The sequence below is a fragment of the Haemophilus sp. CCUG 66565 genome (assembly GCF_001679495.1).
In the GTDB taxonomy this organism is placed as follows: Bacteria; Pseudomonadota; Gammaproteobacteria; order Enterobacterales; family Pasteurellaceae; genus Haemophilus; species Haemophilus haemolyticus_K.
Map to the genome: position 1 here is coordinate 1 of NZ_LZOX01000011.1, position 24,714 is coordinate 24,714.

37 protein-coding genes are annotated in these 24,714 nt (G+C 39.7%); 34 read left to right on the forward strand and 3 right to left on the reverse strand.

Features of this window, described 5'->3' with window-relative positions; translation table 11 throughout:
• The 3 genes from A9501_RS03195 to A9501_RS03205 all read left to right on the forward strand — a co-directional run.
• On the forward strand, positions 1 to 2,305 hold a 2,305-nt coding region (locus A9501_RS03195), incomplete at its 5' end, for a YadA family autotransporter adhesin (protein ID WP_179855776.1).
• Between the two features lie 128 nt (positions 2,306 to 2,433).
• Complete coding sequence (gene rmuC / locus A9501_RS03200; RefSeq protein WP_065264897.1) at positions 2,434 to 4,020, forward strand: DNA recombination protein RmuC; 1,587 nt, start codon at positions 2,434 to 2,436, stop codon at positions 4,018 to 4,020.
• 146 nt (positions 4,021 to 4,166) lie between these two features.
• The gene (locus A9501_RS03205; protein WP_065264898.1) at positions 4,167 to 4,718 is read left to right on the forward strand and encodes a TIGR00645 family protein; all 552 of its coding nucleotides are present in this window, start codon (positions 4,167 to 4,169) and stop codon (positions 4,716 to 4,718) included.
• 108 nt (positions 4,719 to 4,826) lie between these two features.
• Here A9501_RS03205 and A9501_RS03210 read toward each other — a convergent pair whose 3' ends face one another.
• Positions 4,827 to 6,029, reverse strand: a complete 1,203-nt coding sequence (locus A9501_RS03210; protein WP_065264899.1) for an aromatic amino acid transporter — start codon at positions 6,027 to 6,029, stop codon at positions 4,827 to 4,829.
• Positions 6,030 to 6,210: 181 nt separating this feature from the next.
• On the opposite strand from A9501_RS03210, the gene A9501_RS03215 reads away from it, so the two are divergent.
• The gene (locus tag A9501_RS03215; RefSeq protein WP_065264900.1) at positions 6,211 to 7,074 is read left to right on the forward strand and encodes a YicC/YloC family endoribonuclease; all 864 of its coding nucleotides are present in this window, start codon (positions 6,211 to 6,213) and stop codon (positions 7,072 to 7,074) included.
• Positions 7,075 to 7,083: 9 nt separating this feature from the next.
• Entirely contained in the window at positions 7,084 to 7,923 is an 840-nt protein-coding gene (ygfZ, locus tag A9501_RS03220) for a CAF17-like 4Fe-4S cluster assembly/insertion protein YgfZ (protein ID WP_065264901.1), read from the forward strand.
• A gap of 51 nt (positions 7,924 to 7,974) precedes the next feature.
• Here ygfZ and trmL read toward each other — a convergent pair whose 3' ends face one another.
• Positions 7,975 to 8,457 carry a tRNA (uridine(34)/cytosine(34)/5-carboxymethylaminomethyluridine(34)-2'-O)-methyltransferase TrmL gene (gene trmL / locus A9501_RS03225; RefSeq protein WP_048952544.1) on the reverse strand — a complete coding sequence of 161 codons (483 nt, stop codon included), beginning with the start codon at positions 8,455 to 8,457 and terminating at the stop codon, positions 7,975 to 7,977.
• A 10-nt stretch (positions 8,458 to 8,467) separates the two neighbouring features.
• Positions 8,468 to 9,049 (reverse strand): 16S rRNA (guanine(966)-N(2))-methyltransferase RsmD, encoded by a 582-nt coding sequence (gene rsmD, locus A9501_RS03230; RefSeq protein WP_046943119.1) that lies wholly within the window; start codon positions 9,047 to 9,049, stop codon positions 8,468 to 8,470.
• A gap of 96 nt (positions 9,050 to 9,145) precedes the next feature.
• On the opposite strand from rsmD, the gene ftsY reads away from it, so the two are divergent.
• The 29 genes from ftsY (at position 9,146) to rpsD (ending at position 24,683) form a co-directional block, all read left to right on the forward strand.
• Positions 9,146 to 10,483, forward strand: coding sequence for a signal recognition particle-docking protein FtsY (gene ftsY, locus A9501_RS03235; protein ID WP_065264902.1), 1,338 nt, complete (start codon positions 9,146 to 9,148; stop codon positions 10,481 to 10,483).
• An 18-nt stretch (positions 10,484 to 10,501) separates the two neighbouring features.
• Entirely contained in the window at positions 10,502 to 11,158 is a 657-nt protein-coding gene (gene ftsE, locus A9501_RS03240) for a cell division ATP-binding protein FtsE (RefSeq protein ID WP_005635730.1), read from the forward strand.
• A 9-nt stretch (positions 11,159 to 11,167) separates the two neighbouring features.
• Positions 11,168 to 12,100, forward strand: coding sequence for a permease-like cell division protein FtsX (gene ftsX / locus A9501_RS03245; protein WP_065264903.1), 933 nt, complete (start codon positions 11,168 to 11,170; stop codon positions 12,098 to 12,100).
• A 319-nt stretch (positions 12,101 to 12,419) separates the two neighbouring features.
• Positions 12,420 to 12,731 carry a 30S ribosomal protein S10 gene (rpsJ, locus tag A9501_RS03250; RefSeq protein ID WP_001181005.1) on the forward strand — a complete coding sequence of 104 codons (312 nt, stop codon included), beginning with the start codon at positions 12,420 to 12,422 and terminating at the stop codon, positions 12,729 to 12,731.
• A 16-nt stretch (positions 12,732 to 12,747) separates the two neighbouring features.
• Entirely contained in the window at positions 12,748 to 13,374 is a 627-nt protein-coding gene (gene rplC / locus A9501_RS03255) for a 50S ribosomal protein L3 (RefSeq protein ID WP_005632753.1), read from the forward strand.
• 15 nt (positions 13,375 to 13,389) lie between these two features.
• The gene (gene rplD, locus A9501_RS03260; RefSeq protein ID WP_005625901.1) at positions 13,390 to 13,992 is read left to right on the forward strand and encodes a 50S ribosomal protein L4; all 603 of its coding nucleotides are present in this window, start codon (positions 13,390 to 13,392) and stop codon (positions 13,990 to 13,992) included.
• A complete protein-coding gene (gene rplW, locus A9501_RS03265) occupies positions 13,989 to 14,288 on the forward strand; it encodes a 50S ribosomal protein L23 (protein ID WP_005625900.1) in 300 nt (99 codons plus the stop codon). Before rplD ends, rplW begins: the two co-directional genes overlap by 4 nt.
• A gap of 17 nt (positions 14,289 to 14,305) precedes the next feature.
• Positions 14,306 to 15,127: a 50S ribosomal protein L2 gene (gene rplB / locus A9501_RS03270; RefSeq protein WP_005625898.1), complete on the forward strand. Its 822-nt coding sequence runs from the start codon at positions 14,306 to 14,308 to the stop codon at positions 15,125 to 15,127.
• Positions 15,128 to 15,152: 25 nt separating this feature from the next.
• The gene (rpsS, locus tag A9501_RS03275; protein WP_005539416.1) at positions 15,153 to 15,428 is read left to right on the forward strand and encodes a 30S ribosomal protein S19; all 276 of its coding nucleotides are present in this window, start codon (positions 15,153 to 15,155) and stop codon (positions 15,426 to 15,428) included.
• 11 nt (positions 15,429 to 15,439) lie between these two features.
• A complete protein-coding gene (rplV, locus tag A9501_RS03280; protein WP_005625897.1) occupies positions 15,440 to 15,772 on the forward strand; it encodes a 50S ribosomal protein L22 in 333 nt (110 codons plus the stop codon).
• A 17-nt stretch (positions 15,773 to 15,789) separates the two neighbouring features.
• A complete protein-coding gene (gene rpsC / locus A9501_RS03285) occupies positions 15,790 to 16,497 on the forward strand; it encodes a 30S ribosomal protein S3 (RefSeq protein ID WP_005625894.1) in 708 nt (235 codons plus the stop codon).
• A gap of 13 nt (positions 16,498 to 16,510) precedes the next feature.
• A complete protein-coding gene (rplP, locus tag A9501_RS03290; protein WP_005625890.1) occupies positions 16,511 to 16,921 on the forward strand; it encodes a 50S ribosomal protein L16 in 411 nt (136 codons plus the stop codon).
• On the forward strand, positions 16,921 to 17,112 hold the full coding sequence (gene rpmC, locus A9501_RS03295) for a 50S ribosomal protein L29 (RefSeq protein ID WP_005625888.1): 192 nt from the start codon (positions 16,921 to 16,923) through the stop codon (positions 17,110 to 17,112). The genes rplP and rpmC overlap by 1 nt, the downstream gene beginning before the upstream one ends.
• Positions 17,112 to 17,369 (forward strand): 30S ribosomal protein S17, encoded by a 258-nt coding sequence (gene rpsQ / locus A9501_RS03300; RefSeq protein ID WP_005625886.1) that lies wholly within the window; start codon positions 17,112 to 17,114, stop codon positions 17,367 to 17,369. The genes rpmC and rpsQ overlap by 1 nt, the downstream gene beginning before the upstream one ends.
• A gap of 233 nt (positions 17,370 to 17,602) precedes the next feature.
• A complete protein-coding gene (gene rplN, locus A9501_RS03305) occupies positions 17,603 to 17,974 on the forward strand; it encodes a 50S ribosomal protein L14 (protein WP_005548786.1) in 372 nt (123 codons plus the stop codon).
• A 10-nt stretch (positions 17,975 to 17,984) separates the two neighbouring features.
• Positions 17,985 to 18,296 carry a 50S ribosomal protein L24 gene (gene rplX / locus A9501_RS03310; protein ID WP_005635734.1) on the forward strand — a complete coding sequence of 104 codons (312 nt, stop codon included), beginning with the start codon at positions 17,985 to 17,987 and terminating at the stop codon, positions 18,294 to 18,296.
• Between the two features lie 17 nt (positions 18,297 to 18,313).
• Positions 18,314 to 18,853 (forward strand): 50S ribosomal protein L5, encoded by a 540-nt coding sequence (rplE, locus tag A9501_RS03315; RefSeq protein WP_005625881.1) that lies wholly within the window; start codon positions 18,314 to 18,316, stop codon positions 18,851 to 18,853.
• 11 nt (positions 18,854 to 18,864) lie between these two features.
• On the forward strand, positions 18,865 to 19,170 hold the full coding sequence (rpsN, locus tag A9501_RS03320; RefSeq protein WP_005625879.1) for a 30S ribosomal protein S14: 306 nt from the start codon (positions 18,865 to 18,867) through the stop codon (positions 19,168 to 19,170).
• A gap of 36 nt (positions 19,171 to 19,206) precedes the next feature.
• Positions 19,207 to 19,599: a 30S ribosomal protein S8 gene (rpsH, locus tag A9501_RS03325; protein ID WP_005625877.1), complete on the forward strand. Its 393-nt coding sequence runs from the start codon at positions 19,207 to 19,209 to the stop codon at positions 19,597 to 19,599.
• Between the two features lie 15 nt (positions 19,600 to 19,614).
• Positions 19,615 to 20,148: a 50S ribosomal protein L6 gene (rplF, locus tag A9501_RS03330; RefSeq protein ID WP_009500767.1), complete on the forward strand. Its 534-nt coding sequence runs from the start codon at positions 19,615 to 19,617 to the stop codon at positions 20,146 to 20,148.
• Between the two features lie 13 nt (positions 20,149 to 20,161).
• Complete coding sequence (gene rplR / locus A9501_RS03335; protein WP_005625873.1) at positions 20,162 to 20,515, forward strand: 50S ribosomal protein L18; 354 nt, start codon at positions 20,162 to 20,164, stop codon at positions 20,513 to 20,515.
• Positions 20,516 to 20,529: 14 nt separating this feature from the next.
• On the forward strand, positions 20,530 to 21,030 hold the full coding sequence (gene rpsE / locus A9501_RS03340; RefSeq protein ID WP_046943115.1) for a 30S ribosomal protein S5: 501 nt from the start codon (positions 20,530 to 20,532) through the stop codon (positions 21,028 to 21,030).
• A 6-nt stretch (positions 21,031 to 21,036) separates the two neighbouring features.
• Positions 21,037 to 21,216 carry a 50S ribosomal protein L30 gene (gene rpmD / locus A9501_RS03345; protein WP_005543631.1) on the forward strand — a complete coding sequence of 60 codons (180 nt, stop codon included), beginning with the start codon at positions 21,037 to 21,039 and terminating at the stop codon, positions 21,214 to 21,216.
• Between the two features lie 3 nt (positions 21,217 to 21,219).
• A complete protein-coding gene (rplO, locus tag A9501_RS03350) occupies positions 21,220 to 21,654 on the forward strand; it encodes a 50S ribosomal protein L15 (protein WP_005625870.1) in 435 nt (144 codons plus the stop codon).
• Positions 21,655 to 21,661: 7 nt separating this feature from the next.
• Positions 21,662 to 22,987 (forward strand): preprotein translocase subunit SecY, encoded by a 1,326-nt coding sequence (secY, locus tag A9501_RS03355; protein ID WP_005625869.1) that lies wholly within the window; start codon positions 21,662 to 21,664, stop codon positions 22,985 to 22,987.
• 28 nt (positions 22,988 to 23,015) lie between these two features.
• Positions 23,016 to 23,129, forward strand: a complete 114-nt coding sequence (gene rpmJ / locus A9501_RS03360) for a 50S ribosomal protein L36 (RefSeq protein ID WP_005625868.1) — start codon at positions 23,016 to 23,018, stop codon at positions 23,127 to 23,129.
• Positions 23,130 to 23,270: 141 nt separating this feature from the next.
• Positions 23,271 to 23,627 carry a 30S ribosomal protein S13 gene (gene rpsM / locus A9501_RS03365; protein WP_005625867.1) on the forward strand — a complete coding sequence of 119 codons (357 nt, stop codon included), beginning with the start codon at positions 23,271 to 23,273 and terminating at the stop codon, positions 23,625 to 23,627.
• A 16-nt stretch (positions 23,628 to 23,643) separates the two neighbouring features.
• A complete protein-coding gene (gene rpsK / locus A9501_RS03370; protein WP_005543603.1) occupies positions 23,644 to 24,033 on the forward strand; it encodes a 30S ribosomal protein S11 in 390 nt (129 codons plus the stop codon).
• Positions 24,034 to 24,062: 29 nt separating this feature from the next.
• Complete coding sequence (gene rpsD, locus A9501_RS03375) at positions 24,063 to 24,683, forward strand: 30S ribosomal protein S4 (RefSeq protein WP_005625866.1); 621 nt, start codon at positions 24,063 to 24,065, stop codon at positions 24,681 to 24,683.
• Positions 24,684 to 24,714: the final 31 nt, after the last annotated feature.

Below are 24,714 nucleotides of genomic sequence, written 5' to 3' on the forward strand. Positions count from 1 at the left end.
TAAATTAGAGGTTGCTGCATCAGCTACAGGTACACCAAATGCTGCGGTAAATGTTTCTGACTTACACAATACGGCTGACGCATTGCGCTCAAATGAATGGCATATCACACCAACGGAGAGCGGCAAGCCGTATACAGTTAAAGACAACAAAGTGACCTTAAAATATACCGATGGTCATGGTAACGAGGTATCAGGCAAGACAGCTGAAATTGATTTCAGTGAGTTTGCTAAATCTATTAACAATTACAGTTTCGATACCAATGCAACAAGTGCGAATGCAACAGGCAGCACAAACGGCAAACCGACTAACACGACAATTACAAGTGGAAAAGCAGTTAACTTTGCCTCTGATGACAACCTAACACTTAACCAAAATGTGAATGAGGGTAATGTCACTTACACTTATGGATTAAATGACAAGATAACCATTGGTAAGTTAAGTAAAGACGGTAAAAATGGAAATGACGGTAAAGATGGTGCAGGTGTCGTTGTTAATGGTCAAGATGGCTCTATCGGTTTAACCGGTAAAAATGGTGAAAATGGTTTAACCATTAAGGGAGCTCAAGGTCCATCTGGCGTCGATGGAAAAGATGGCAAGGATGGTAAAGAATCTGCCACAATGACTCGCATTGTGTATGAAACACCTAAAGATGCTGGAAGCACCGAGACCATTAAGCATGAAGTGGCAACGCTTGATGATGGCGTGAAGTATGCTGGCGATGATGCACAACCAGGAGAGGGTCAAACTGAACATCAAAAAGATAAGGTGATTGCGAAAAAACTCAACAACATTATCGATATTATTGGTGGTGCGGATAAAGACAAATTATCTGACAAGAACATTGGTGTGAATAATGTTGGTGGAAAACTGAAAGTTCAATTAGCCAAAGAGCTGAAAGGTTTAACTTCTGCCGAGTTTAAAGATGGCGACAGCAGTGCTGTAACAAATATCACAAATAGTGGCATTACCATTAAACCAGCTAATTCAAACGATGACAGCAAAACCGTTTCTTTAACCGACTCAGGCTTAAACAACGGTGGCAACACAATAACCAATGTTGCAGAAGGTAAAAATGATACTGATGCAGTAAATGTAAAACAGTTGAAAGACTTCAAATCTGAGGTTGCTAAGGGCGGATTAACTTTCGCAGGTAATAGTGGTACACCTCATAACGCGAAGTTAAACTCAACTGTTAATATTAAAGGCGGTGAAGGTAATACTGATGCTGACCAATTTGACAATGGTAAAAATGTAATGACAACAGTAAATGGCGATACTGTTACTGTTTCCATTAAGAAAACACCTGAAGTTGAGGGCATCAACATCATTGATGAAACTGGTACAGTAAAAGTTAAATTAACGCAGACAGAGAGAGGCTTGCAAGTCTCTGGAGCGGATGGTAAAGAAACTAATATTACCAATGTAAAAGCTGGTGAAAAAGATACTGATGCAGTAAACGTCAAACAATTAAAAGCCGCTAAAACAGAGGTTGAAGCTGGCGATCATATTGATGTAACTTCACGAGTAGGTGCTAATGGTCAAACTATCTATAAAGTGAGTGCGAAAGGTATTAATGATACTTCTGCAGCAGTTAAAGCTGGTTCTAATCATGTTGAAGTGACAAAAGCTGCTAATACGCATAAAGATGGTTCAACAACTGTTACTGACTATACCGTTGATCTTTCAAAGGAAACGAAAGAAGATATCAAGAAAGGTGTAGATGCGCATACAGAAGTCACCACGAAAGGTTTAACCTTTAATGCAGATCACGGCACTACTGGTGTGAAAAAACTAGGTAGCAAGGTGGCTGTCAATGGTGATGGTAAAAACATTACCACGACTGCAGATGAAAACGGTGTAAAAGTATCGATGAAAGATGATATTAAAGTAAACTCTGTCACTGCAAATAAAGTGAAAGTGGGTGATGTTAATATCAACGAAAACGGTATCAATGCTGGTGGTAAACGTATTACCAATGTTGCTCCAGGTAAAGATGGCACCGATGCTGTGAATGTAAACCAATTGAAATATGTTGCAGGTAATATCAGCAATCAAATCAATAATGTTGATAAAGGCTTACGTGCAGGTATTGCAGGTGCTTTAGCATCTGGTGGGTTATATCATGTTACGACAGCAGGTAAATCTATGGTGTCTGTCGGTGCAGGTACATATCGTGGACAAAATGCGTTAGCGGTGGGTTACTCTCGCTTATCAGATAATGGTAAAGTTGGGGTTAAATTCACAGTAAACAGCAATTCACAAGGCCATGCAGGCGCAAGTGCAAGTGTTGGCTACCAATGGTAATTAACTTGTAAGTAAAATAAAAACCCGGCGAAAGTCGGGTTTTTTGTTAATTTAGATTATTGCCTTCCTTGGAAGGAGATAGACGGATTTCTATGGTACAATTCAAGCCTTAAATTAAAGGGGGCGTTATGTCGGATATGTCGTTATTATGGGTGATGGGCGTTGTTTCTATTGTCTTGATTTTACTGCTGATTCTATTTCAGCAGAAATATGCTTTACTTCATAAAACGCTTCATAAAACCACAGAAGATTATAATCAACTGGCATCAAAATTTGATGGGATAAATAGCCTTAAAAATCAATTAGAACAGCAAATTATTAAAGCTCAAACAGAAAGCCAAGGATTGTTAGTTCGACTCAATGAACGTGATGAAAAAATTCATTATCTCACTCAAGAACTGGATGAAGAACAATCACGCCATTCCGCCATCGCGGAGCAAATTACCGCATTAAAAGAACGCTTCGGGATCGCTTCTGCGCAAGCTGAAAGTTTGAATGCCCAGTTGCAACATAGCCAAAGCCAGTTATCTCGTAAAGAACAGGAGCAACAACATTTAACTGAAAAATTGACCGCACTTTCCCAAGAGTTGACTGGATTAAAAACAACTTTAGCAGAGAAAGAAAAATATTTTTCAGCGCAACAACAGAACTTTGAACAATCTAAGCAGCAGTTGGGCGTGGAATTTCAGAATCTAGCCAATCGGATTTTAGATGAAAAAAGTCGTTCATTTAGTCAATCAAACCAAACTGCCTTGGAAACGTTGCTCAAGCCTTTCCGTGAGCAAATTGAAGGTTTCCAAAAACGTGTTAATGAAATTCACTCCGAATCAGTGAAAGGTAATGCAGGCTTGGAAGCTGAAATTAAAAAAGTGCTGGAAATTGGTCTAAATATGTCGCAAGAGGCGAGTAATTTAACTTCTGCGCTGAAAGGCGAAAAGAAAACTTTAGGTAACTGGGGCGAAGTGCAATTAGAACGAGCTTTGCAACTGGCTGGACTTGAAGAAAATGTGCATTGCCGCGCGCAAGCTCATTTTAAGGACGAGCAAGGTGGACGCAATTACCCTGATTTTGTGTTGAATTTACCTGATGAAAAACACTTAATTATCGACAGCAAAATGTCATTGGTGGCTTACGAAAGTGCGGTGAATTCTGACGATGATTTTGAACGTGAGCGTTTACTAAAAGAACATATATCCGCATTGAAAAGTCATATTAATGATCTGCATAAAAAAGATTACAGCAATCTTATTGGCATGCGTAGCCCAAATTTTGTTCTTATGTTTATTGCAGTGGAACCCGCGTATATTGAGGCTTTAAAATCTGATCCTGCTTTATTTAATTACGGTTATGAACGTAATGTAATTATGGTTTCTCACACTACCTTAATGCCGATTTTACGCACCGTAGCAAACCTCTGGCGCATCGAACGCGGTAATGCTGAGGCAAAAGAAATCGCTGAAAAAGCGGGTGAAATTTATAACCAAATTTGCTTGGTCGCAGAACGTTTAAGTAAGCTCGGCAATACGCTTTCCACTGTCAGCAACCAATATAACAGCACCGTCACCGCACTTGTTGGCCAACAAGGCTTGGTGGGCAAAGTAGAACGATTTAAAACCCTTTCCGCAAAAGCGAATAAAACGATGCCGGAAGTGGAGTTATTGAATAATCAGATTGATTTGGCTAGATTGACGACCTTAGAGCCGGGAGATGAATAAAGAATAGGATTACCCTGCGATTTGATATGACATATAAATAAAATAACAATAACTCGATTTCTTTATTGCTATTTTCAAAAAAACTGCTATCTTCCTGCAGTTTTTTTATTTATTTAACCCACTATTTAATTTAGGAATAAAATCAGATGGAAGAAAACAAATCTGTTGATCTTTATGCGAAATATAACGAACAATCGAATATTATCGCGAAAATAATTTTTGCTAGTCGCTGGTTGCAAGTACCGATCTATTTGGGCTTGATTGTCACTCTTGCGATCTACTCTTATAAGTTTATTAAAGGCTTATGGGCATTGGTAATTAATGTCAATGAGATGGATTCCAACACGATTATGTTGGGTGTGTTGAATTTGATTGATGTCGTGATGATCGCAAACTTGCTGGTGATGGTGACTATCGGTGGCTATGAAATTTTCGTTTCCAAATTGCGTACTCGTAATCACCCCGATCAGCCGGAATGGATGAGCCATGTAAATGCGACGGTATTGAAGGTTAAACTTTCTATGTCTATTATCGGCATTTCATCTATCCATATGTTGCAAACCTTTGTGAACGCAAGCAATACACCAGAAAAAACGATGATGTGGCAATTGTTGTTGCACTTGGGCTTTTTAGTGTCGGCAATTGCCTTGGCTTATACGGATAAAATTTTGTATAGCACAAGCCATAAAACGCATTAAAAATTTACCGCACTTTAACGCGATAATTAAATATAAAACGCCGTTCATTATTGAACGGCGTTTTGCTTTATGGAGATCAAAAAGTGCGGTAAGTTTTTTCCTCGTTTTTTAACCCACTACAAATGGCAAGTAACCTGCACGAATTGCAAATGGAATAGATGTAATGATTACGCCTAATACCAATACGATAATTAAAGTCAGATTTCCTCCCCATACTTTGTATAGCAAATTAGCGTGGGCACGACGAGCTTTCCAAACAAGGCTAACTGGCAATACTACGGCATAGAATGCAAACATTTGACCTGCGTAGCCTAGCGCTAAAATAAAACCTTCAGGATAGAAAAGCGCAAAGACGAGTGGAGGAATGAATGTCATTAAGCCAAGTGTGATACGCCCCGCAGAAATATTAAAGGTTCGTTTTAATAAATCTTCGATACATTCCAACAAGCCAAGCCCTACGCCTAAGAACGAAGTAACCAGCGCCAAAGTTGAGAATAATTTTACCGCACCTGCGATAATGTTACTGCCAGTGATAGCAAGCGTTGCTTTTACTAAACCATTTAAGGTGGCATCTTCTTTTAAGATTTGTAAGAACTCATTTTGTGTGAGCAAGCCGTGCGTCGACATTTGCCACAAAATATAAGCGCAAAGGGTAATTGCTGAACCCGCTAAAATAGAGATGCGTAATGCTTTTACGTTACCGCCTAAGTATTTATTTAAGCTTGGAATGGAACCGTGGAAACCAAATGCCGTGAAAAAGACAGGGCTTGCAGAGATAATTAAAGCGTTATCAATTGGCGTCGCCATTAAGTTATCAAATTTGATTTCTGGCAACATTAAGCTTAACACCACGGCAAAGGCAGCAAGCATAACGAAAAATAACACACGATTAATTTTATCTACGCTATGTGTACCGATGACGATAAATGAACCGAAAATTACGGTGAATAATAAAATGCTGACTTTATCGCCAAAACTTTCTGGTAATAAATCTTTTAGTAGTGAACCGCCACCGCTGACATAAGCGGCAATTAATGCGTATAAGAAAATAATGAGCACTGCCGTGGCAATAATGCGTCCTGCTTTACCAAAATATTGTTCAGCGAGTGTGCCGATACCCGCATCACTTTCCGCAGTTTGATAGAGCTCAACGAATAAAAGTGCGCTAAAAGTTAATAATGCCCAAAGCCCTAATAATAAGACTAAAGTAAAGCCGAATCCGATGCCGGCGGAAGTGAGCGGCATAGCCAACATTCCCGCGCCAATCATCGTACCGGCAACGAGAAGTGTGCTGCCTACAGTTTTGTTCATGTTTGCTTCCTTATTGTGTAATAAAAAATTTACGAATATTGTATTTTAAAATTTACATCGTGTAAACGACAGAATACAAAATATCTTTATTATTTACCGCACTTTTCTTTTCCCTTTCTGTGTTCATCTCGTTACAATACTTAGCGAATCAACTAAGACAAAACTAAAAATAGGAGAGCTTATGATTTACAGTATGACCGCTTTTGCACGCCTTGAAGTGAAAAAAGATTGGGGCGATGCAGTATGGGAAATTCGTTCCGTTAACCAACGTTATTTAGAAAACTTTTTTCGTTTGCCAGAGCAATTCCGAGGATTAGAAAACACGTTGCGTGAAAAACTTCGTCAAAGTCTTACTCGCGGTAAAATTGAATGTTCTTTGCGCATTGAAACAAAAAAACAAACAAATGCTGAATTGAATTTAAATAAAGAGCTTGCGAATCAAGTTATTCAGTCTTTGCAATGGATTAAAGCTCAGGCTGGAGAAGGTGAAATTAATTTGACAGACGTGTTGCGTTATCCTGGTGTGGTGGAAGCGCAAGAGCAAGATTTAGATGCGATTAGTCAAGATTTATTGACAGCCTTTGATGATTTGCTGACAGATTTTATTGCAATGCGTGGTCGTGAAGGGGAAAAACTTAACGACATTATTCAACAACGCTTAGATGCCATTGCTGTGGAAGCGGATAAAGTGCGGTCACAAATGCCGGCAGTTTTACAATGGCAACGTGAACGTTTATTACAACGTTTTGAAGATGCTCAAATTAATCTTGATCAGCAACGTGTGGAACAAGAAATGATTTTACTGGCTCAACGTGTTGATGTGGCGGAAGAGCTTGATCGTTTACAAATGCACGTGAAAGAAACTACGAATATTTTGAAAAAAGGTGGTGCAGTTGGTCGTAAATTAGATTTTATGATGCAAGAATTGAATCGTGAATCGAATACGCTTGCGTCAAAATCTATTAATGCCGATATCACGGCTTCTGCGGTTGAGCTAAAAGTGCTTATCGAACAAATGCGTGAGCAAATTCAGAATTTAGAATAGGAAAGCAGAATGTCTCAATTTATTTCTCTTACTCAATATCAACTGATTGAGGCACATGGTGCGGATGCAGAAAAATATTTGCAAGGGCAGTTAACCACGGATGTTATTCGATTAGCAAGTGGCGCAACAACACTTACAGCTCACTGCGATCCAAAAGGTAAAATGAATGCAATTTACCGTTTGTTTAAAGTAAGTAGTGAACAATTCTTTTTGCTGATTAAGAAAGATATATTGCCAAGTGGGCTAGATGCCTTGAAAAAATATGCGGTATTTTCCAAAGTTAGTTTTGATTTACGTGATTGGCAAATCATCGGCTTAATAGGTGAAAAATGTGGAAAAATTACACCGCACTTTTCATGGGAAATCGATGGACTGCGTTCAATTTTATTGAATGAAACTGAATTACCTGTGAATTTTAATGGCGATGCAAGAATTTGGGATGTAGCCGATATTCAAGCTGGATTGCCAAATTTAAGCCCGAAAACGCAAAATGAATTTATCCCACAAGCGCTAAATTTACAGATTATTGAGCAAGCAATTTCTTTTACCAAAGGTTGTTATATTGGCCAAGAAACCGTGGCTCGCGCGAAATATCGTGGTGCGAATAAACGCGCAATGTTTGTCTTTAAAGCACAAACCCAGCTGGAAGTAGAAATTGGCAGTGAAATCGAAATGCAGATTGAATCTAATTGGCGAAAAACAGGCACGATTACAAGTGCGGTCAATTTAGACGGTGTTTTATGGTTGCAAGTTGTGATGAATAACGACACGACAGCTAAACAAAAATTTCGCTTACTAAATGGGGTACCGCTGGAGTATGTCGTATTGCCTTACTCACTGAGTGAATAAGGCAGTTTAAAAAAACGGGTGATTGAGTTGATTTTATCGATCACCTATTTTTTATTTGGCTTCAGGTAAATTGATTGCGCCTTCATAGCCTAATTGTCGCCACGCTTCATAAACCGTTACTGCGACAGAATTAGACAAGTTCATACTGCGGCTATTGGCTGTCATTGGAATACGGATTTTTTGTTCCATCGGCATTTCATTTAAAATTGACATTGGAATGCCGCGAGTTTCGGGGCCAAACATTAAATAATCCCCAAGTTCAAACTTAACCTGGCTATGTGCTGGACTGCCTTTTGTTGTAAGTGCAAAGAGACGTTTGGGTTTTTCGCTTTCTAAAAAGGCTTCAAAAGTCTTGTGGCGTTTGATTTCCGCAAATTCGTGATAATCCAAACCTGAGCGGCGCAAGCGTTTATCATCCCAGGTGAAACCTAGCGGTTCAATTAAGTGCAAGCGAAATCCTGTATTGGCACAAAGGCGGATAATATTGCCGGTATTTTGTGGGATCTCAGGTTCATATAAAACAATATCTAACATAATTTTTTCTCTAATTTTGATATAAACGATAACTCACCATTCCTGTCGTTTTTTCTTTCAATAACGTCCAGTTTTCAGGTGTAATGAGCGGTTTGTCTTTCTCTGTTTCTACGTAAATTAACGCATTGGGTTTTAGCCAATTATTTTCACAAAGCAAGTTAATTGCTTGTTCTGCCAAATTAAAATGAAAGGGTGGGTCTAAAAACACCACATCAAAGTGCGGTTGATTTTGAGGCTGTTTTAGAAAATCCAAACTACTTTGATTAATTACTTCAGCCTGTTCTGATGAGCATTTGAGCGTTTGTAAATTCTTTTTTAATTGATTGGCGACGATTTTATCTAGTTCTAAAAAAGTCACCTTTTTCGCTTGGCGAGAAAGTGCTTCAAAACCTAATGAGCCGCTCCCTGCAAAGCCATCTAAACATTCAGACTGGTGAATATAAGGCATTAACCAATTAAAAAGCGTTTCTTTCACTCTATCGCCAGTTGGGCGTAAGCCTTCTGAATTTAATACTGGAAGTTTTCGCCCTCGCCATAGCCCAGCAATAATGCGAACCTCGCCCTTTGCATTTGGCGTTTGTATTTTTTTCATAAAGATTCGATTTTTATTGAAAATTGTGCTTAGTTTAGACGATTTTTTGCTAGAATAAACGACATTTTTATCGGATTGCAGTTAAGAGAGCATTTTATGGCTGAAGAAAATAAAAAAGGCGGATTTTGGGCATCGTTATTTGGGCGTAATAAAAAGCAAGATGAACCTAAAATTGAGCCGACAATTGAAGAAAAGATTAAAGATATCGGGCCATCTATTGAAAAACTTGAAACTCATGATTTAGTTGAAGAGCCGTCTGAATTAGAGACAGTAGAAAGTGCGGTGGATTCTAAGCCGTTTTTAGCTGAAAGTATTGAGACGAATGAAATAGTTGAAGAAGAAATACAGGAAATTTCAACCTCACTTAAGCCAGTCGAAGAAATCATCGAAGCGAAAAATTTAGAAGATAATCTTCCAATTACAGAAACCTTGGTTGAATCTGAAATTGTTGAAGATATTAAAGATGAGCTTCAGCCTGTTGTTGAAATTGAAACTCGCGAAAAGCCAAGTGAAGGGGGCTTTTTTAGTCGTTTAGTTAAGGGATTACTGAAAACCAAACAAAATATTGGCGCAGGTTTTCGTAGTTTTTTCTTAGGAAAGAAAATTGATGACGAGTTGTTTGAAGAATTAGAAGAACAACTTTTGATTGCGGATATTGGCGTGCCGACAACAAGTAAAATCATCAAAAATTTGACTGAACATGCAAGTCGCAAAGAATTACAAGATGCTGAGCTTTTATATCAACAATTAAAAGTAGAAATGGCGGATATTCTTGAGCCAGTGGCACTGCCTCTTGTGATTGATACTACGAAGAAACCTTATGTTATTTTAATGGTGGGCGTAAATGGCGTAGGTAAAACGACGACAATTGGTAAGCTTGCACGTAAATTTCAGGCTGAAGGAAAATCGGTGATGCTTGCGGCGGGCGATACTTTCCGTGCAGCGGCTGTTGAGCAGCTTCAAGTTTGGGGCGAGCGTAATCATATTCCAGTTGTTGCCCAAAGCACCGGTTCTGATTCTGCATCGGTGATTTTTGATGCGATGCAATCAGCGGCTGCACGAAATATTGATATTCTTATTGCGGATACGGCGGGTCGCCTGCAAAATAAAAATAACTTAATGGACGAACTGAAAAAAATTGTTCGTGTTATGAAAAAATATGATGAAACTGCGCCACATGAAATTATGCTTACGCTGGATGCTGGCACGGGACAAAATGCTATTAGCCAAGCGAAGTTATTTAATGAGGCTGTTGGTTTAACGGGGATATCTCTAACAAAATTAGATGGCACGGCAAAAGGCGGCGTGATTTTTGCCATAGCCGATCAGTTTAAGTTGCCTATTCGCTATATCGGTGTAGGCGAGAAAATTGAAGATTTACGTGGGTTTAATGCCAAAGAATTTATTGAGGCATTATTCGTTCATGAAGAATAAAAAGAATAAGGAAAAATTGTGATTAAGTTCTCAAATGTTTCTAAAGCCTATCATGGTGCAACGCAGCCAGCGTTACAAGGCTTGAATTTTCATCTTCCAGTGGGAAGTATGACTTACTTAGTTGGGCATTCAGGCGCAGGGAAAAGTACATTACTCAAGCTTATTATGGGGATGGAAAAAGCCAACGCGGGTCAAATTTGGTTTAACGGACACGATATTACTCGCTTGTCAAAATATGAAATTCCATTTTTGCGTCGCCAAATTGGTATGGTTCACCAAGATTATCGTTTATTAACAGATCGTACGGTGGTGGAAAATGTGGCATTGCCATTGATTATTGCAGGTATGCATCCAAAAGATGCGCATACACGTGCGATGGCATCTTTAGATCGTGTAGGGTTGCGTAATAAAGCGCACTATTTGCCACCACAAATTTCTGGAGGGGAGCAGCAACGCGTTGATATTGCACGTGCGATTGTGCATAAACCTCAACTCTTACTAGCGGATGAACCAACGGGGAATTTAGACGATGAACTTTCTTTAGGCATTTTTAATTTGTTTGAAGAATTTAATCGTCTCGGAATGACCGTGTTAATTGCTACTCACGACATTAATTTAATTCAACAAAAACCAAAACCTTGTCTTGTGCTTGAACAAGGTTATTTACGTTATTAAGGAATAATCATGAGCCGACCAACGGATGCATCCTTTTTTGTTCAAACAGCCTATACTTTGCGTGCAGTATGGACAGATTTATGGCAACGTAAATTTGGCACGCTGCTCACGATTTTGGTGATTGCTGTATCTCTGACAATCCCAACCGTTAGCTATTTAATGTGGAAAAATTTACATTTAGCAACCACTCAATTTTATCCTGAAAGTGAATTGACGATTTATCTTCATAAGAATTTAAGTGAAGAAGATGCGAATTTAGTGGTAGAGAAAATTCGTCAACAAGAAGGGGTGGAATCACTGAATTATGTTTCTCGCCAAGAAAGTTTAAAGGAATTTAAAAGCTGGTCTGGCTTTGGCGAAGAATTAGAAATTCTAGATGATAATCCATTACCTGCTGTCGTTATGGTAAAACCGACGAGCGAATTTAATGTTTCAGAAAAACGTGATGAGTTACGTACCAATTTAACTAAAATTAAAGGGGTACAAGAAGTTCGCTTGGATAACGACTGGATGGAAAAATTAACCGCACTTTCTTGGTTAATCGCCCATGTGGCAATTTTCTGTACTGTATTAATGACGATAGCGGTATTTTTGGTTATTGGTAACAGTATTCGCTCTGATGTGTATAGTAGCCGATCAAGTATTGATGTGATGAAATTGCTTGGTGCAACAGATCAATTTATTCTTCGTCCTTATCTTTATACAGGGATGATTTATGCCGTGTTAGGTGGGTTAGTTGCAGCAATTTTTAGTAGCTTTATTATCAGCTATTTTACTTCTGCAGTGAAATATGTAACGGATATTTTTGCCGTCCAATTCAGTTTGAATGGATTAGGCGTTGGTGAATTTGTATTTTTATTAGTGTGCTGTTTGATTATGGGATATGTTGGTGCGTGGATTGTAGCAAAACGACATATTACGCTATTAGATAACCATCATTAATTTTAATATGTGAAGTGCGGTGATTTTTCTAAGTGTTTTTTGATGAGAAAATACGGCGATAAATGACCGCACTTTTTATTTGCTTTGAATAAATCCCTTGCAATTTGTTTAACTTTTGTGTAGTATTTGCGAGCTTTCAATATGAAAGCCGTTTAATGTAATCATTTATTAAACGAGCATGACGATATGTCACGCTAAACAATGTTTCCGATTTGGAGACTATATAACAGGTAACTTGCACCTCCTTTTCTATTTTGAAGTTAGAATTGTGATTGGTGTTAGTTTTTTATTAGCTAAATTTTATTGGAGCTCTGGTCTAATGCAGAACCAAAGAATCCGTATCCGCTTAAAAGCTTTCGATCACCGTTTGATCGATCAATCTACTGCGGAGATCGTAGAAACAGCTAAACGTACTGGTGCACAAGTTCGTGGTCCAATTCCTTTACCAACTCGTAAAGAGCGTTTCACCGTGTTGATTTCTCCACACGTAAATAAAGACGCACGTGACCAATACGAAATTCGTACTCACAAACGTTTAGTAGATATCGTAGAGCCAACAGAAAAAACTGTTGATGCATTAATGCGTTTAGATTTGGCTGCCGGCGTGGACGTGCAGATCAGCCTAGGTTAATTAAGAGGTTATTACAATGATTGGTTTAGTCGGTCGTAAAGTTGGTATGACCCGTATCTTCAATGAAGACGGTGTTTCAGTACCAGTTACCGTTATCGAAATCGAAGCCAACCGCGTAACTCAAGTTAAAACTCTTGAAAACGATGGCTATACTGCAGTTCAAGTTACTACTGGTTCTAAAAAAGCGAATCGTGTAACTAAACCTGAAGCAGGCCATTTCGTGAAAGCAGGTGTTGAAGCTGGTCGCGGTTTATGGGAATTTCGTACTGAAGGTGAAGAATTCACTTTAGGTCAAGAAATCAATGTTGACATCTTTGCAGATGTTAAAAAAGTAGATGTTACCGGTACTTCTAAAGGTAAAGGTTTCCAAGGTGGTGTTAAACGTTGGAACTTCCGTACTCAAGATGCGACTCATGGTAACTCTTTATCACATCGTGTACTTGGTTCTATTGGTCAAAACCAAACTCCAGGTCGTGTGTTTAAAGGTAAAAAAATGGCAGGACATTTAGGTGCTGAACGTGTAACTGTTCAATCACTTGAAGTTGTTCGTGTAGATGCTGAGCGTAAATTGCTATTAGTAAAAGGTTCTGTACCTGGTGCTATCAATGGCGATGTTATCGTTAAGCCAGCAGTTAAAGCATAAGTCTAGGAGATAGAGATGGAATTACAAGTTGTAGGTGCAAACGCACTAACTGTTTCTGAAACTACCTTCGGACGTGAGTTTAACGAAGCGTTGATCCACCAAGTTGTTGTTGCTTATGCAGCAGGTGCGCGTCAAGGTACTCGTGCGCAAAAAACTCGTGCTGAAGTGTCTGGTTCAGGTAAAAAACCTTGGCGTCAAAAAGGTACAGGTCGTGCTCGTGCTGGTGATATCAAATCACCAATCTGGCGTTCTGGTGGTATAACCTTCGCGGCTAAACCACAAGATCACAGCCAAAAAGTGAACAAGAAAATGTACCGTGGTGCTATCAAAAGCATTCTTTCTGAATTAGTTCGTCAAGACCGTTTGGTTGTTGTTGAAAAATTCGAATTAGATGCACCAAAAACTAAAGTTTTAGTACAAAAATTAAAAGATTTAGCAGTTGAAGATGCATTAATTATCACAGCAAGTTTAGATGAAAATCTATTCTTAGCAGCACGTAACTTATATAAAGTTGATGTACGTGATGTTCAAGGTATCGATCCAGTTAGCTTAATCGCTTTCGATAAAGTGATTGTTACTGTTGACGCTGTGAAACAAATTGAGGAGATCCTAGCATGAGTCAAGAACGTTTGCTAAGCGTGCTACGTGCACCGCATATCTCTGAAAAAGCAACTAACAATGCTGAAAAATCTAACACTGTTGTACTTAAAGTTGCTTTAGATGCGAACAAAGCTGAAATTGCTGCTGCTGTTGCTCAATTATTTGAAGTAAAAGTTGACTCTGTTCGTACCGTGGTTGTTAAAGGTAAAACTAAACGCCGTGGTAGCAAAATGGGTCGTCGCAGCGACTGGAAAAAAGCTTATGTAACTTTAGCCGAAGGCCAAAACTTGGACTTCGTGGACAGTGCAGAGTAATCGGAGGAAATTAGAGAATGGCTATCGTTAAATGTAAGCCGACCTCCGCTGGTCGTCGTCACGTTGTTAAAATCGTGAACCCTGAATTACACAAGGGTAAACCTTACGCACCTCTTCTAGATACTAAGTCTAAAACTGGTGGTCGTAACAACTATGGTCGTATTACTACTCGTCACATTGGTGGCGGTCACAAACAACACTACCGTTTAATCGATTTCAAACGTAACAAGTTAGACATCCCAGCGGTTGTTGAGCGTTTAGAATATGATCCAAACCGTTCTGCTAACATTGCTTTAGTGCTTTATAAAGATGGTGAACGCCGTTATATCTTAGCACCTAAAGGTCTGTCAGTAGGCGATCAAATCCAAGCTGGCGTAAACTCACCAATTAAAGTGGGTAACTCATTACCAATGCGTAATATCCCAGTTGGTTCAACAGTACATAACGTTGAATTAAAACCAGGTAAAGGCGGTCAAATCGCTCGTTCTGCTGGTGCTTATGTACAAATCATCGCACGTGAAGGCAACTATGTAACTTTACGTTTACGTTCTGGCGAAATGCGTAAAGTATTAGCTGAATGTGTTGCAACAATCGGTGAAGTTGGTAACTCAGAACATATGCTTCGCGTATTGGGTAAAGCGGGTGCTAACCGCTGGAGAGGTATTCGCCCTACAGTTCGTGGTACTGCAATGAACCCAGTAGATCACCCACATGGTGGTGGTGAAGGTCGTAACTTTGGTAAACACCCAGTAACTCCTTGGGGCGTTCAAACCAAAGGTAAGAAAACTCGTCACAACAAACGTACTGATAAATATATCGTACGTCGTCGTGGCAAATAATAGATTAAATTAAAGAGGATTAGCCATGCCACGTTCTCTCAAGAAGGGTCCTTTCCTTGACCTACACTTGTTGAAGAAGGTAGAGAAGGCGGTGGAAAGCGGGGATAAAAAACCAATCAAAACTTGGTCCCGTCGTTCAATGATCATTCCATCAATGATCGGATTGACCATCGCAGTCCATAATGGTCGTCAGCACGTTCCTGTTTATGTATCTGATGAAATGATCGGTCATAAGCTTGGTGAATTTGCACCGACTCGTACATACCGCGGTCACGCGGCAGATAAGAAAGCTAAGAAATAAGAGGTAAATAGATGGAAACTATCGCAAAACATCGTTACGCTCGCACTTCTGCCCAAAAAGCTCGCTTAGTTGCCGATTTAATTCGTGGTAAAAAAGTTGCGCAAGCATTAGAAATCTTAACTTTCACTAACAAAAAAGCAGCAGCTTTAGTGAAGAAAGTTTTAGAATCAGCTATTGCAAACGCAGAGCACAATGACGGTGCAGACATCGATGATCTTAAAGTCGCTAAAATCTTCGTTGATGAAGGTCCTAGCATGAAACGTGTTATGCCACGTGCTAAAGGTCGTGCAGATCGTATTTTAAAACGTACTAGCCACATTACTGTGGTTGTGTCAGATCGTTAATAAGTAGAGGAATAGCAATGGGTCAAAAAGTACATCCACATGGTATTCGCCTAGGTATTGTTAAACCTTGGAGCTCTACTTGGTTCGCGAATACACAAGACTTCGCTGACAATCTTGAAGGCGATTTCAAAGTACGCAAATTCTTAAATAAAGAATTAGCAAATGCTTCAGTTTCACGTATTACTATTGAGCGTCCAGCTAAAAGTATTCGTGTAACTATTCACACAGCTCGCCCTGGTATCGTAATCGGTAAAAAAGGCGAGGATGTTGAAAAATTACGTAACGCAGTGTCTAAAATCGCTGGCGTTCCTGCTCAAATCAACATTGCTGAAGTGAAAAAACCTGAATTAGATGCGAAATTAGTTGCAGATAGCATCGCTTCTCAATTAGAACGTCGTGTAATGTTCCGTCGTGCAATGAAACGTGCGGTACAAAGCGCAATGCGTTTAGGTGCTAAAGGTATCAAAGTTGAGGTTAGCGGTCGTTTAGGTGGTGCAGAAATCGCACGTTCAGAATGGTATCGTGAAGGTCGCGTACCTCTACATACTCTTCGTGCGGACATCGATTATAACACTGCAGAAGCTCACACAACTTACGGCGTAATCGGCGTTAAAGTGTGGATCTTCAAAGGTGAAATTCTTGGTGGAATGGCTGCCGTTGCGCAATCAGAACAACAACCTGCCGACAAGCCTAAAAAGGCTCCTCGCGGTAAAGGTCGTAAGTAAGGAGAAACGCTAAATGTTGCAACCAAAACGTACAAAATTCCGTAAAGTTCACAAAGGCCGCAACCGTGGTATCGCGGGCGGTACTGAAGTTAGCTTCGGTACTTACGGTTTAAAAGCAGTTGGTCGTTGTCGTTTAACCGCTCGTCAAATCGAAGCGGCACGTCGTGCAATGTCACGTGCAGTAAAACGTCAAGGTAAAATCTGGATTCGTGTATTCCCAGATAAACCAATTACTGAAAAACCATTAGAAGTCCGTATGGGTAAAGGTAAAGGTAACGTTGAGTACTGGGTAGCCTTAATCCAACCGGGTAAAGTGCTTTATGAAATGGATGGTGTGTCTGAAGAAGTAGCAAGAAACGCATTTGCATTAGCAGCTGCTAAATTGCCAGTTAAGACCACTTTCGTAACTAAGACGGTGATGTAATGAAAGCTCAAGATTTACGTACAAAAAGTGTTGAAGAGCTGAATGCTGAATTAGTAAACCTTTTAGGTGAACAATTCAAGTTGCGTATGCAGACAGCCACCGGTCAGCTTCAACAAACCCATCAGGCTAAACAAGTGCGTCGTGATATTGCACGTGTAAAAACTGTATTAACCGAAAAGGCGGGTGAGTAATGACTGATAAAATTCGTAGCGTACAAGGTAAAGTTGTTAGCGACAAAATGGAAAAATCTTTCGTTGTTGCTATTGAACGTAAGGTAAAACACCCTTTATATGGTAAATTTATCCGTCGTACAACTAAATTACACGTACACGATGAGAACAATGAAGCCAAAGTTGGTGATACCGTAGAGATTCGCGAATGTCGCCCTCTATCAAAAACCAAATCTTGGACTTTAGTTCGTGTTGTTGAGAAAGCGGTAATCGCTTAATTCACAATGTAACAATAAAAGGCCAATGGTTAATTCCATTGGCTTTTTTACATTTAAAGTATTGTAAATTTCAACCGCACTTTTAGTAAATGGGTTTAGAGGATAAAGGTAAATTATCATTGCCTTTCTCTTTTTCTTTTGATAAAATCCGCTACCTATCCGCCGTTCTATCCGAGTAGTGCGGATGGGTTCGTCCCGAAAGGGTGTTTTTTTAATCTTAACGGAGCACTAATATGATCCAAGAACAGACTATGCTGGATGTTGCTGATAATTCAGGCGCTCGCAGCGTAATGTGTATCAAGGTTCTAGGTGGATCGCACCGTCGTTATGCTGCGATTGGTGACATCATCAAAATTACTGTAAAAGAAGCAATTCCACGCGGTAAAGTAAAAAAAGGTGATGTATTAAAAGCAGTTGTTGTGCGCACCAAGAAGGGTGTTCGTCGCCCAGATGGCTCAGTTATTCGTTTCGATGGTAACGCTTGTGTAATTTTAAATAATAACACTGAGCAACCAATCGGTACTCGTATTTTTGGACCAGTGACTCGTGAACTTCGTTCTGAGAAATTCATGAAGATCATTTCTTTAGCTCCAGAAGTACTGTAAGGGGAATGTAATGGCTGCTAAAATCCGTCAAAATGATGAAGTAATTGTTCTTACTGGTAAAGATAAGGGCAAACGTGGCAAGGTAACTAAAGTGTTACCAAACGGTAAAGTGTTTGTGGAAGGTATCAACATCATTACTAAACATGAAAAACCAGTTCCTGCATTAGGAAAAGCTGGTGGTTTAGTGAAAAAAGAAGCTGCAATTGACGCTTCAAATGTTGCGATTTTCAATCCTAAAACAAATAAAGCTGACCGTGTAGGTTTTAGATTCGAAGATGGCAAAAAAGTACGTTTCTTCAAATCTAACAATGAAATTATCTAACAAACTGGAGTAATGCGATGGCGAAACTGCATGATTACTACAGAGATCAAGTAGTAAGCGAATTAAAAAATAAATTCGGCTACAAATCTGTCATGCAAGTCCCACGAATCGAAAAGATTACCCTGAATATGGGTGTGGGTGAAGCATTGACCGACAAAAAATTGCTAGACAACGCAGTAGCGGACTTAGCAGCAATCAGCGGTCAAAAACCTTTAGTAACTAAAGCTCGTAAATCTGTTGCTGGCTTTAAAATCCGTCAGGGATATCCAATCGGTTGTAAAGTAACACTACGCGGTGAGCGTATGTGGGAGTTCTTTGAACGTTTAATTACAATTGCTGTTCCACGTATTCGTGACTTCCGCGGTTTAAGCGCGAAATCATTCGATGGTCGTGGTAACTATAGCATGGGTGTGCGTGAACAAATCATCTTCCCTGAAATCGATTACGATAAAGTAGATCGTGTACGTGGTTTAGATATCACTATCACAACTACTGCTAAGAATGATGAAGAAGGTCAAGCACTACTTGCTGCCTTTAATTTCCCATTCCGTAAATAAGGCAGGTTATAATGGCTAAACAATCAATGAAAGCACGCGATGTAAAACGCGTTAAATTGGCTGAAAAATTCTACGCAAAACGTGTTGAATTAAAGAAAATCATTTCTGATGTCAATGCCTCTGATGAAGATCGTTGGGATGCAGTGTTAAAGTTACAAACTTTACCACGTGATTCTAGCCCATCTCGTCAACGTAACCGTTGCCGCCAAACTGGACGTCCTCATGGCGTTTTACGTAAGTTTGGTTTAAGCCGAATTAAGGTTCGTGAAGCTGCAATGCGCGGTGAAATCCCAGGCCTTAAAAAAGCTAGCTGGTAATATACCACTTTATTTTGGAATCGGAGAAAAAGTACAATGAGTATGCAAGATCCAATCGCAGATATGCTGACCCGTATTCGTAACGGTCAAGCTGCGAACAAAGTTGCAATCAATATGCCTTCTTCCAAGCTAAAAGTGGCAATTGCCAACGTATTAGCTGCTGAAGGTTATATCGAAAGCGTAAAAGTTTTAGAAGGTGCTAAACCTGAATTGGAAATTACTTTAAAATATTTCCAAGGCAAACCAGTTGTAGAAAGCATCCAACGTGTAAGTCGTCCTGGTCTTCGTATTTACAAACGTAAAGATGAATTGCCAAAAGTTATGGGCGGTTTAGGTGTTGCAGTTATTTCTACATCTAAAGGTGTTATGACTGACCGCGCTGCTCGTCAAGCAGGTTTAGGCGGTGAGATCATCTGTTATGTAGCTTAATAGAGAGGTAGGAAAATGTCTCGTGTTGCAAAGGCACCTGTTAATATTCCTGCCGGCGTTGAAGTTAAACTCGACGGTCAGCTATTAACAGTAAAAGGTAAAAATGGCGAGTTATCTCGCACAATTCATGAATCAGTTGAAGTAAAACAAGATAACGGACAATTTACGTTCACTCCGCGTGAAGGTTTTGTTGAAGCAAATGCTCAATCGGGTACTGCACGTGCGTTAGTTAATGCAATGGTTATCGGTGTTACTGAAGGTTTCACTAAAAAATTAGTATTGGTGGGTGTAGGTTACAGAGCTCAACTTAAAGGCAATGCAATTGCATTAAGTTTAGGCTATTCTCACCCAGTAGAGCACACTTTGCCAGCAGGTATTACTGCAGAATGTCCATCTCAAACCGAAATCGTGTTGAAAGGTGCAGACAAACAGTTGATCGGTCAAGTTGCAGCAGATATTCGTGCTTATCGCCGTCCTGAGCCTTATAAAGGTAAAGGGGTACGTTACGCTGATGAAGTGGTACGTATCAAAGAGGCTAAGAAGAAATAATTAAGGTAACACTATGGATAAGAAATCAGCTCGTATCCGTCGTGCAGCTCGTGCACGTCATATGATGAGAGAGCAAGGTGTAACTCGTTTAGTTATTCACCGCACTCCACGTCATATTTATGCACAAGTTATTGCACCAAACGGTTCAGAAGTGCTTGCCGCTGCTTCAACTGTTGAGAAAGCAATTCGTGAGCAAGTAAAATACACCGGTAATAAAGATGCTGCTGCTGCAGTAGGTAAAGCTGTTGCAGAACGCGCATTAGCAAAAGGCGTTCAAGCTGTTGCTTTTGATCGTTCCGGTTTTAAATATCATGGTCGTGTCCAAACTTTAGCGGACGCTGCACGTGAAGCTGGTCTACAGTTCTAATGAGGTAAATTGAGATGTCAAACATCGAAAAACAAGCTGGTGAACTGCAAGAGAAGCTAATCGCAGTAAACCGTGTATCAAAAACTGTAAAAGGTGGTCGTATTATGAGTTTCACTGCATTAACTGTGGTGGGCGATGGTAATGGCCGAGTAGGTTTTGGTTATGGTAAAGCACGCGAAGTTCCAGCAGCGATCCAAAAAGCAATGGAAAAAGCACGTCGTAATATGATTAACGTTGCTTTGAATGAAGGTACATTACAGCATCCAGTTAAAGGTGTTCATACTGGTTCACGTGTATTTATGCAACCAGCAAGCGAAGGTACAGGTATCATCGCAGGTGGTGCAATGCGTGCAGTATTAGAAGTTGCAGGTGTACGTAACGTTCTTTCTAAAGCGTATGGTTCTACCAACCCAATTAACGTTGTTCGCGCAACTATTGATGCATTAGCAAACATGAAATCACCAGAAATGGTTGCTGCAAAACGCGGTAAAACTGTTGATGAAATCTTGGGGTAATGAATAATGGCTAAAACTATTAAAGTAACACAAGTTCGTAGCTCAATTGCTCGTTTACCGAAGCATAAAGCTACCTTGCGTGGTCTTGGTCTTCGCCATATGCACCACACTGTTGAGTTAATTGATACGCCTGCAGTACGTGGTATGATTAACCAAGTTTCATACATGGTTAAAGTGGAGGAGTAAGAGATGCGTTTAAATACTCTATCTCCGGCTGAAGGTGCAAAGCATAGCGCTAAACGCCTCGGTCGTGGTATTGGTTCAGGTTTAGGCAAGACTGGTGGCCGTGGTCATAAAGGTCAAAAATCTCGTACTGGTGGCGGTGTTCGTCGCGGTTTCGAAGGTGGTCAAATGCCGTTATACCGTCGTTTACCAAAATTTGGTTTTACTTCAATGAAGGCTGCAGTAACTGCAGAAGTTCGTTTGAATGAGTTAACCAAAGTTGAAGGTAATGTAGTAACCTTAGAAACATTAAAAGCAGCAAATATCTTAACTAAAGATATTCAATTCGCTAAAGTAGTTTTAGCGGGTGAAGTGAAATCTGCAGTAACAGTTCGTGGTTTGCGTGTAACTAAGGGTGCAAAAGCAGCAATTGAAGCTGCTGGCGGTTCAGTTGAGGAATAATTAGCAAATGGCTAAACAACCAGGTTATCAAGCAAGAAGTACTAATAGCGGTAAAGGTGAATTAAAAAGCCGATTACTTTTCGTTTTAGGTGCGCTTATCGTTTACCGAATTGGTTCTTTCATTCCGGTTCCTGGTATTGATGCGGCTGTGCTAGCTCAATTAGTTGAACAACAAAAAGGCACCATCATTGACATGTTTAACATGTTCTCTGGTGGTGCATTAAGCCGTGCATCTATCTTAGCATTAGGTATTATGCCGTATATCTCGGCATCTATTGTAATTCAGTTGCTTGCAACGGTTTCTCCTGCTTTAGCAGAATTAAAGAAAGAAGGTGCTGCTGGTCAACGTAAAATTTCTAAGTATACTCGGTATGCGACAGTTGTTTTTGCGACCATTCAGGCAGTAGCTATTTCAACAGGTTTACCAAATATGTTACCTGGCTTAGTGCCAAATGTTGGATTTGGCTTTTATTTCACTTCAGTTGTTAGCTTAGTAACTGGAACTATGTTCCTCATGTGGTTAGGTGAACAAATTACTGAAAGAGGTATTGGTAACGGTATTTCAATTCTTGTTTTTGGCGGTATCGTAGCTGGTTTACCATCAGCTATACTTCAAACTATTGAGCAGGCTCGTCAAGGACAGATGCATCCATTAGTGCTTCTTCTGATCGCAGCTATTGTATTTGCAGTAACTTATTTCGTTGTTTTTGTTGAAAGAGGGCAGCGCAGAATTCGCGTTGAATATGCAAAGCGTCAACAAGGTCGTCAAATTTTAGGTGGTCATTCGACACATTTACCATTGAAAGTAAATATGGCAAACGTAATGCCGGCAATTTTTGCCTCAAGTATTATTTTATTTCCAGCTACCTTAACTCAATGGTTTGGACAAAATGATAAGTTTGAGTGGTTAAATAACTTATCTATGTTGTTGAATCCTGGTCAGCCTCTTTATTTACTTGTTTATGCTGTAGCAATTATTTTCTTTAGCTTCTTTTACACTGCAATGCAGTATAATCCGCGAGATACAGCAGATAATCTAAAAAAATCTGGTGCATTTATTCCAGGAATTAGACCAGGGGAACAAACCTCTCGTTATATTGATAAAGTTATGACTCGTCTTACACTGATTGGCGGTCTTTATGTAACGTTTGTGTGTTTAGTTCCTTATATTATGACATCGGCTTGGGATGTTAAATTTTACTTCGGTGGAACATCTCTTTTAATTGTAGTCGTTGTAATTATGGATTTCATCGTGCAGGTTCAGAGTCACTTAATGTCGTCTCAATATGAGTCTGCGTTGAAAAAAGCAAACCTTAAAGGTTTTGGACAATAATTGTTCATTTAGTAGAAAAGGATAAGCAATGAAAGTTCGTGCTTCCGTAAAGAAAATGTGTCGTAACTGTAAAATTGTTAAACGTGAAGGTGTTGTACGTGTATTGTGCAGCGATCCTAAGCATAAACAACGTCAAGGTTAATTCATATTTTTTCTTGCAAAGAACCAGTTGAGCAGTTATACTGCTCAACTCATTTATGTCCTTGGTATTCTGTTTGAGTATCCTGAAAACGGGCTTTTCAAGATCAGAATACCAAATTAGTTAAAATAATAGGAGTGCATAGTGGCCCGTATTGCAGGCATTAACATTCCTGATCACAAACACGCTGTAATCGCTTTAACTGCAATTTACGGTATTGGTAAGACTCGTTCAAAAGCTATTTGTGCTGCAGCGGGTATTGCTGAAGATGTTAAGATCAGAGAATTGTCTGAAGAGCAGATTGACAAACTGCGTGACGAAGTTGGTAAATTTACTGTTGAAGGTGATTTACGTCGTGAAGTAACACTAAACATCAAACGTCTTTTAGACTTAGGTTGTTATCGTGGTTTACGTCACCGTCGTAGTTTACCGGTACGTGGTCAACGTACTAAAACTAATGCGCGTACCCGTAAGGGTCCACGTAAGCCGATCAAAAAATAGTCGGGGTAAATAAAGAATGGCTAAAACACCAGTTCGTGCACGTAAACGTGTAAAAAAACAAGTCGTAGATGGCGTAGCACATATTCACGCATCTTTCAATAATACAATCGTTACTATTACTGACCGTCAAGGTAACGCTCTAGCATGGGCGACTGCAGGTGGTTCAGGTTTCCGTGGTTCTCGTAAATCTACCCCGTTCGCTGCGCAAGTTGCTGCTGAACGTTGTGCTGAAATTGTTAAAGAATTCGGCTTAAAGAACTTGGAAGTTATGGTTAAAGGTCCGGGTCCAGGTCGTGAATCTACAATTCGCGCGTTAAACGCAGCGGGTTTCCGTATCACGAATATTACTGATGTGACTCCGATTCCTCATAACGGTTGTCGTCCACCGAAAAAACGTCGCGTTTAAGACGTATATAGGATAGTTGGAGAAAGAAAATGGCAAGATATTTGGGTCCAAAACTCAAGCTCAGCCGTCGTGAAGGTACTGATTTATTTCTTAAATCAGGCGTGCGTGCGATTGATTCAAAATGTAAAATTGATACAGCACCTGGTCAACATGGTGCTCGTAAACCGCGTTTGTCTGACTATGGTAGTCAATTACGTGAAAAACAAAAAGTTCGTCGTATCTATGGTATTTTAGAACGTCAATTCCGTAACTACTATAAAGAAGCAAACCGTTTAAAAGGTAACACTGGTGAAAATTTATTAGTGTTATTAGAAGGTAGATTGGATAACGTTGTTTATCGCATGGGATTTGCTGCAACTCGTGCAGAAGCTCGCCAATTAGTGAGCCATAAAGCGATTGTTGTAAATGGTCGTGTTGTTAACATTCCATCTTTCCAAGTTTCTGTAAATGATGTTGTTGCTGTTCGTGAGAAATCTAAAAAACAAGCACGTATTAAAGCATCATTAGAATTAGCAGAACAAAGAGAAAAACCAACATGGTTAGAAGTTGATTCTGCAAAAATGGAAGGTGTGTTCAAACGTGTTCCTGAGCGTTCTGATTTATCAGCAGATATTAACGAACATCTGATCGTTGAGCTTTACTCTAAATAATAGTTAAGCTTAAAAGCAAAGAGAGGATAAA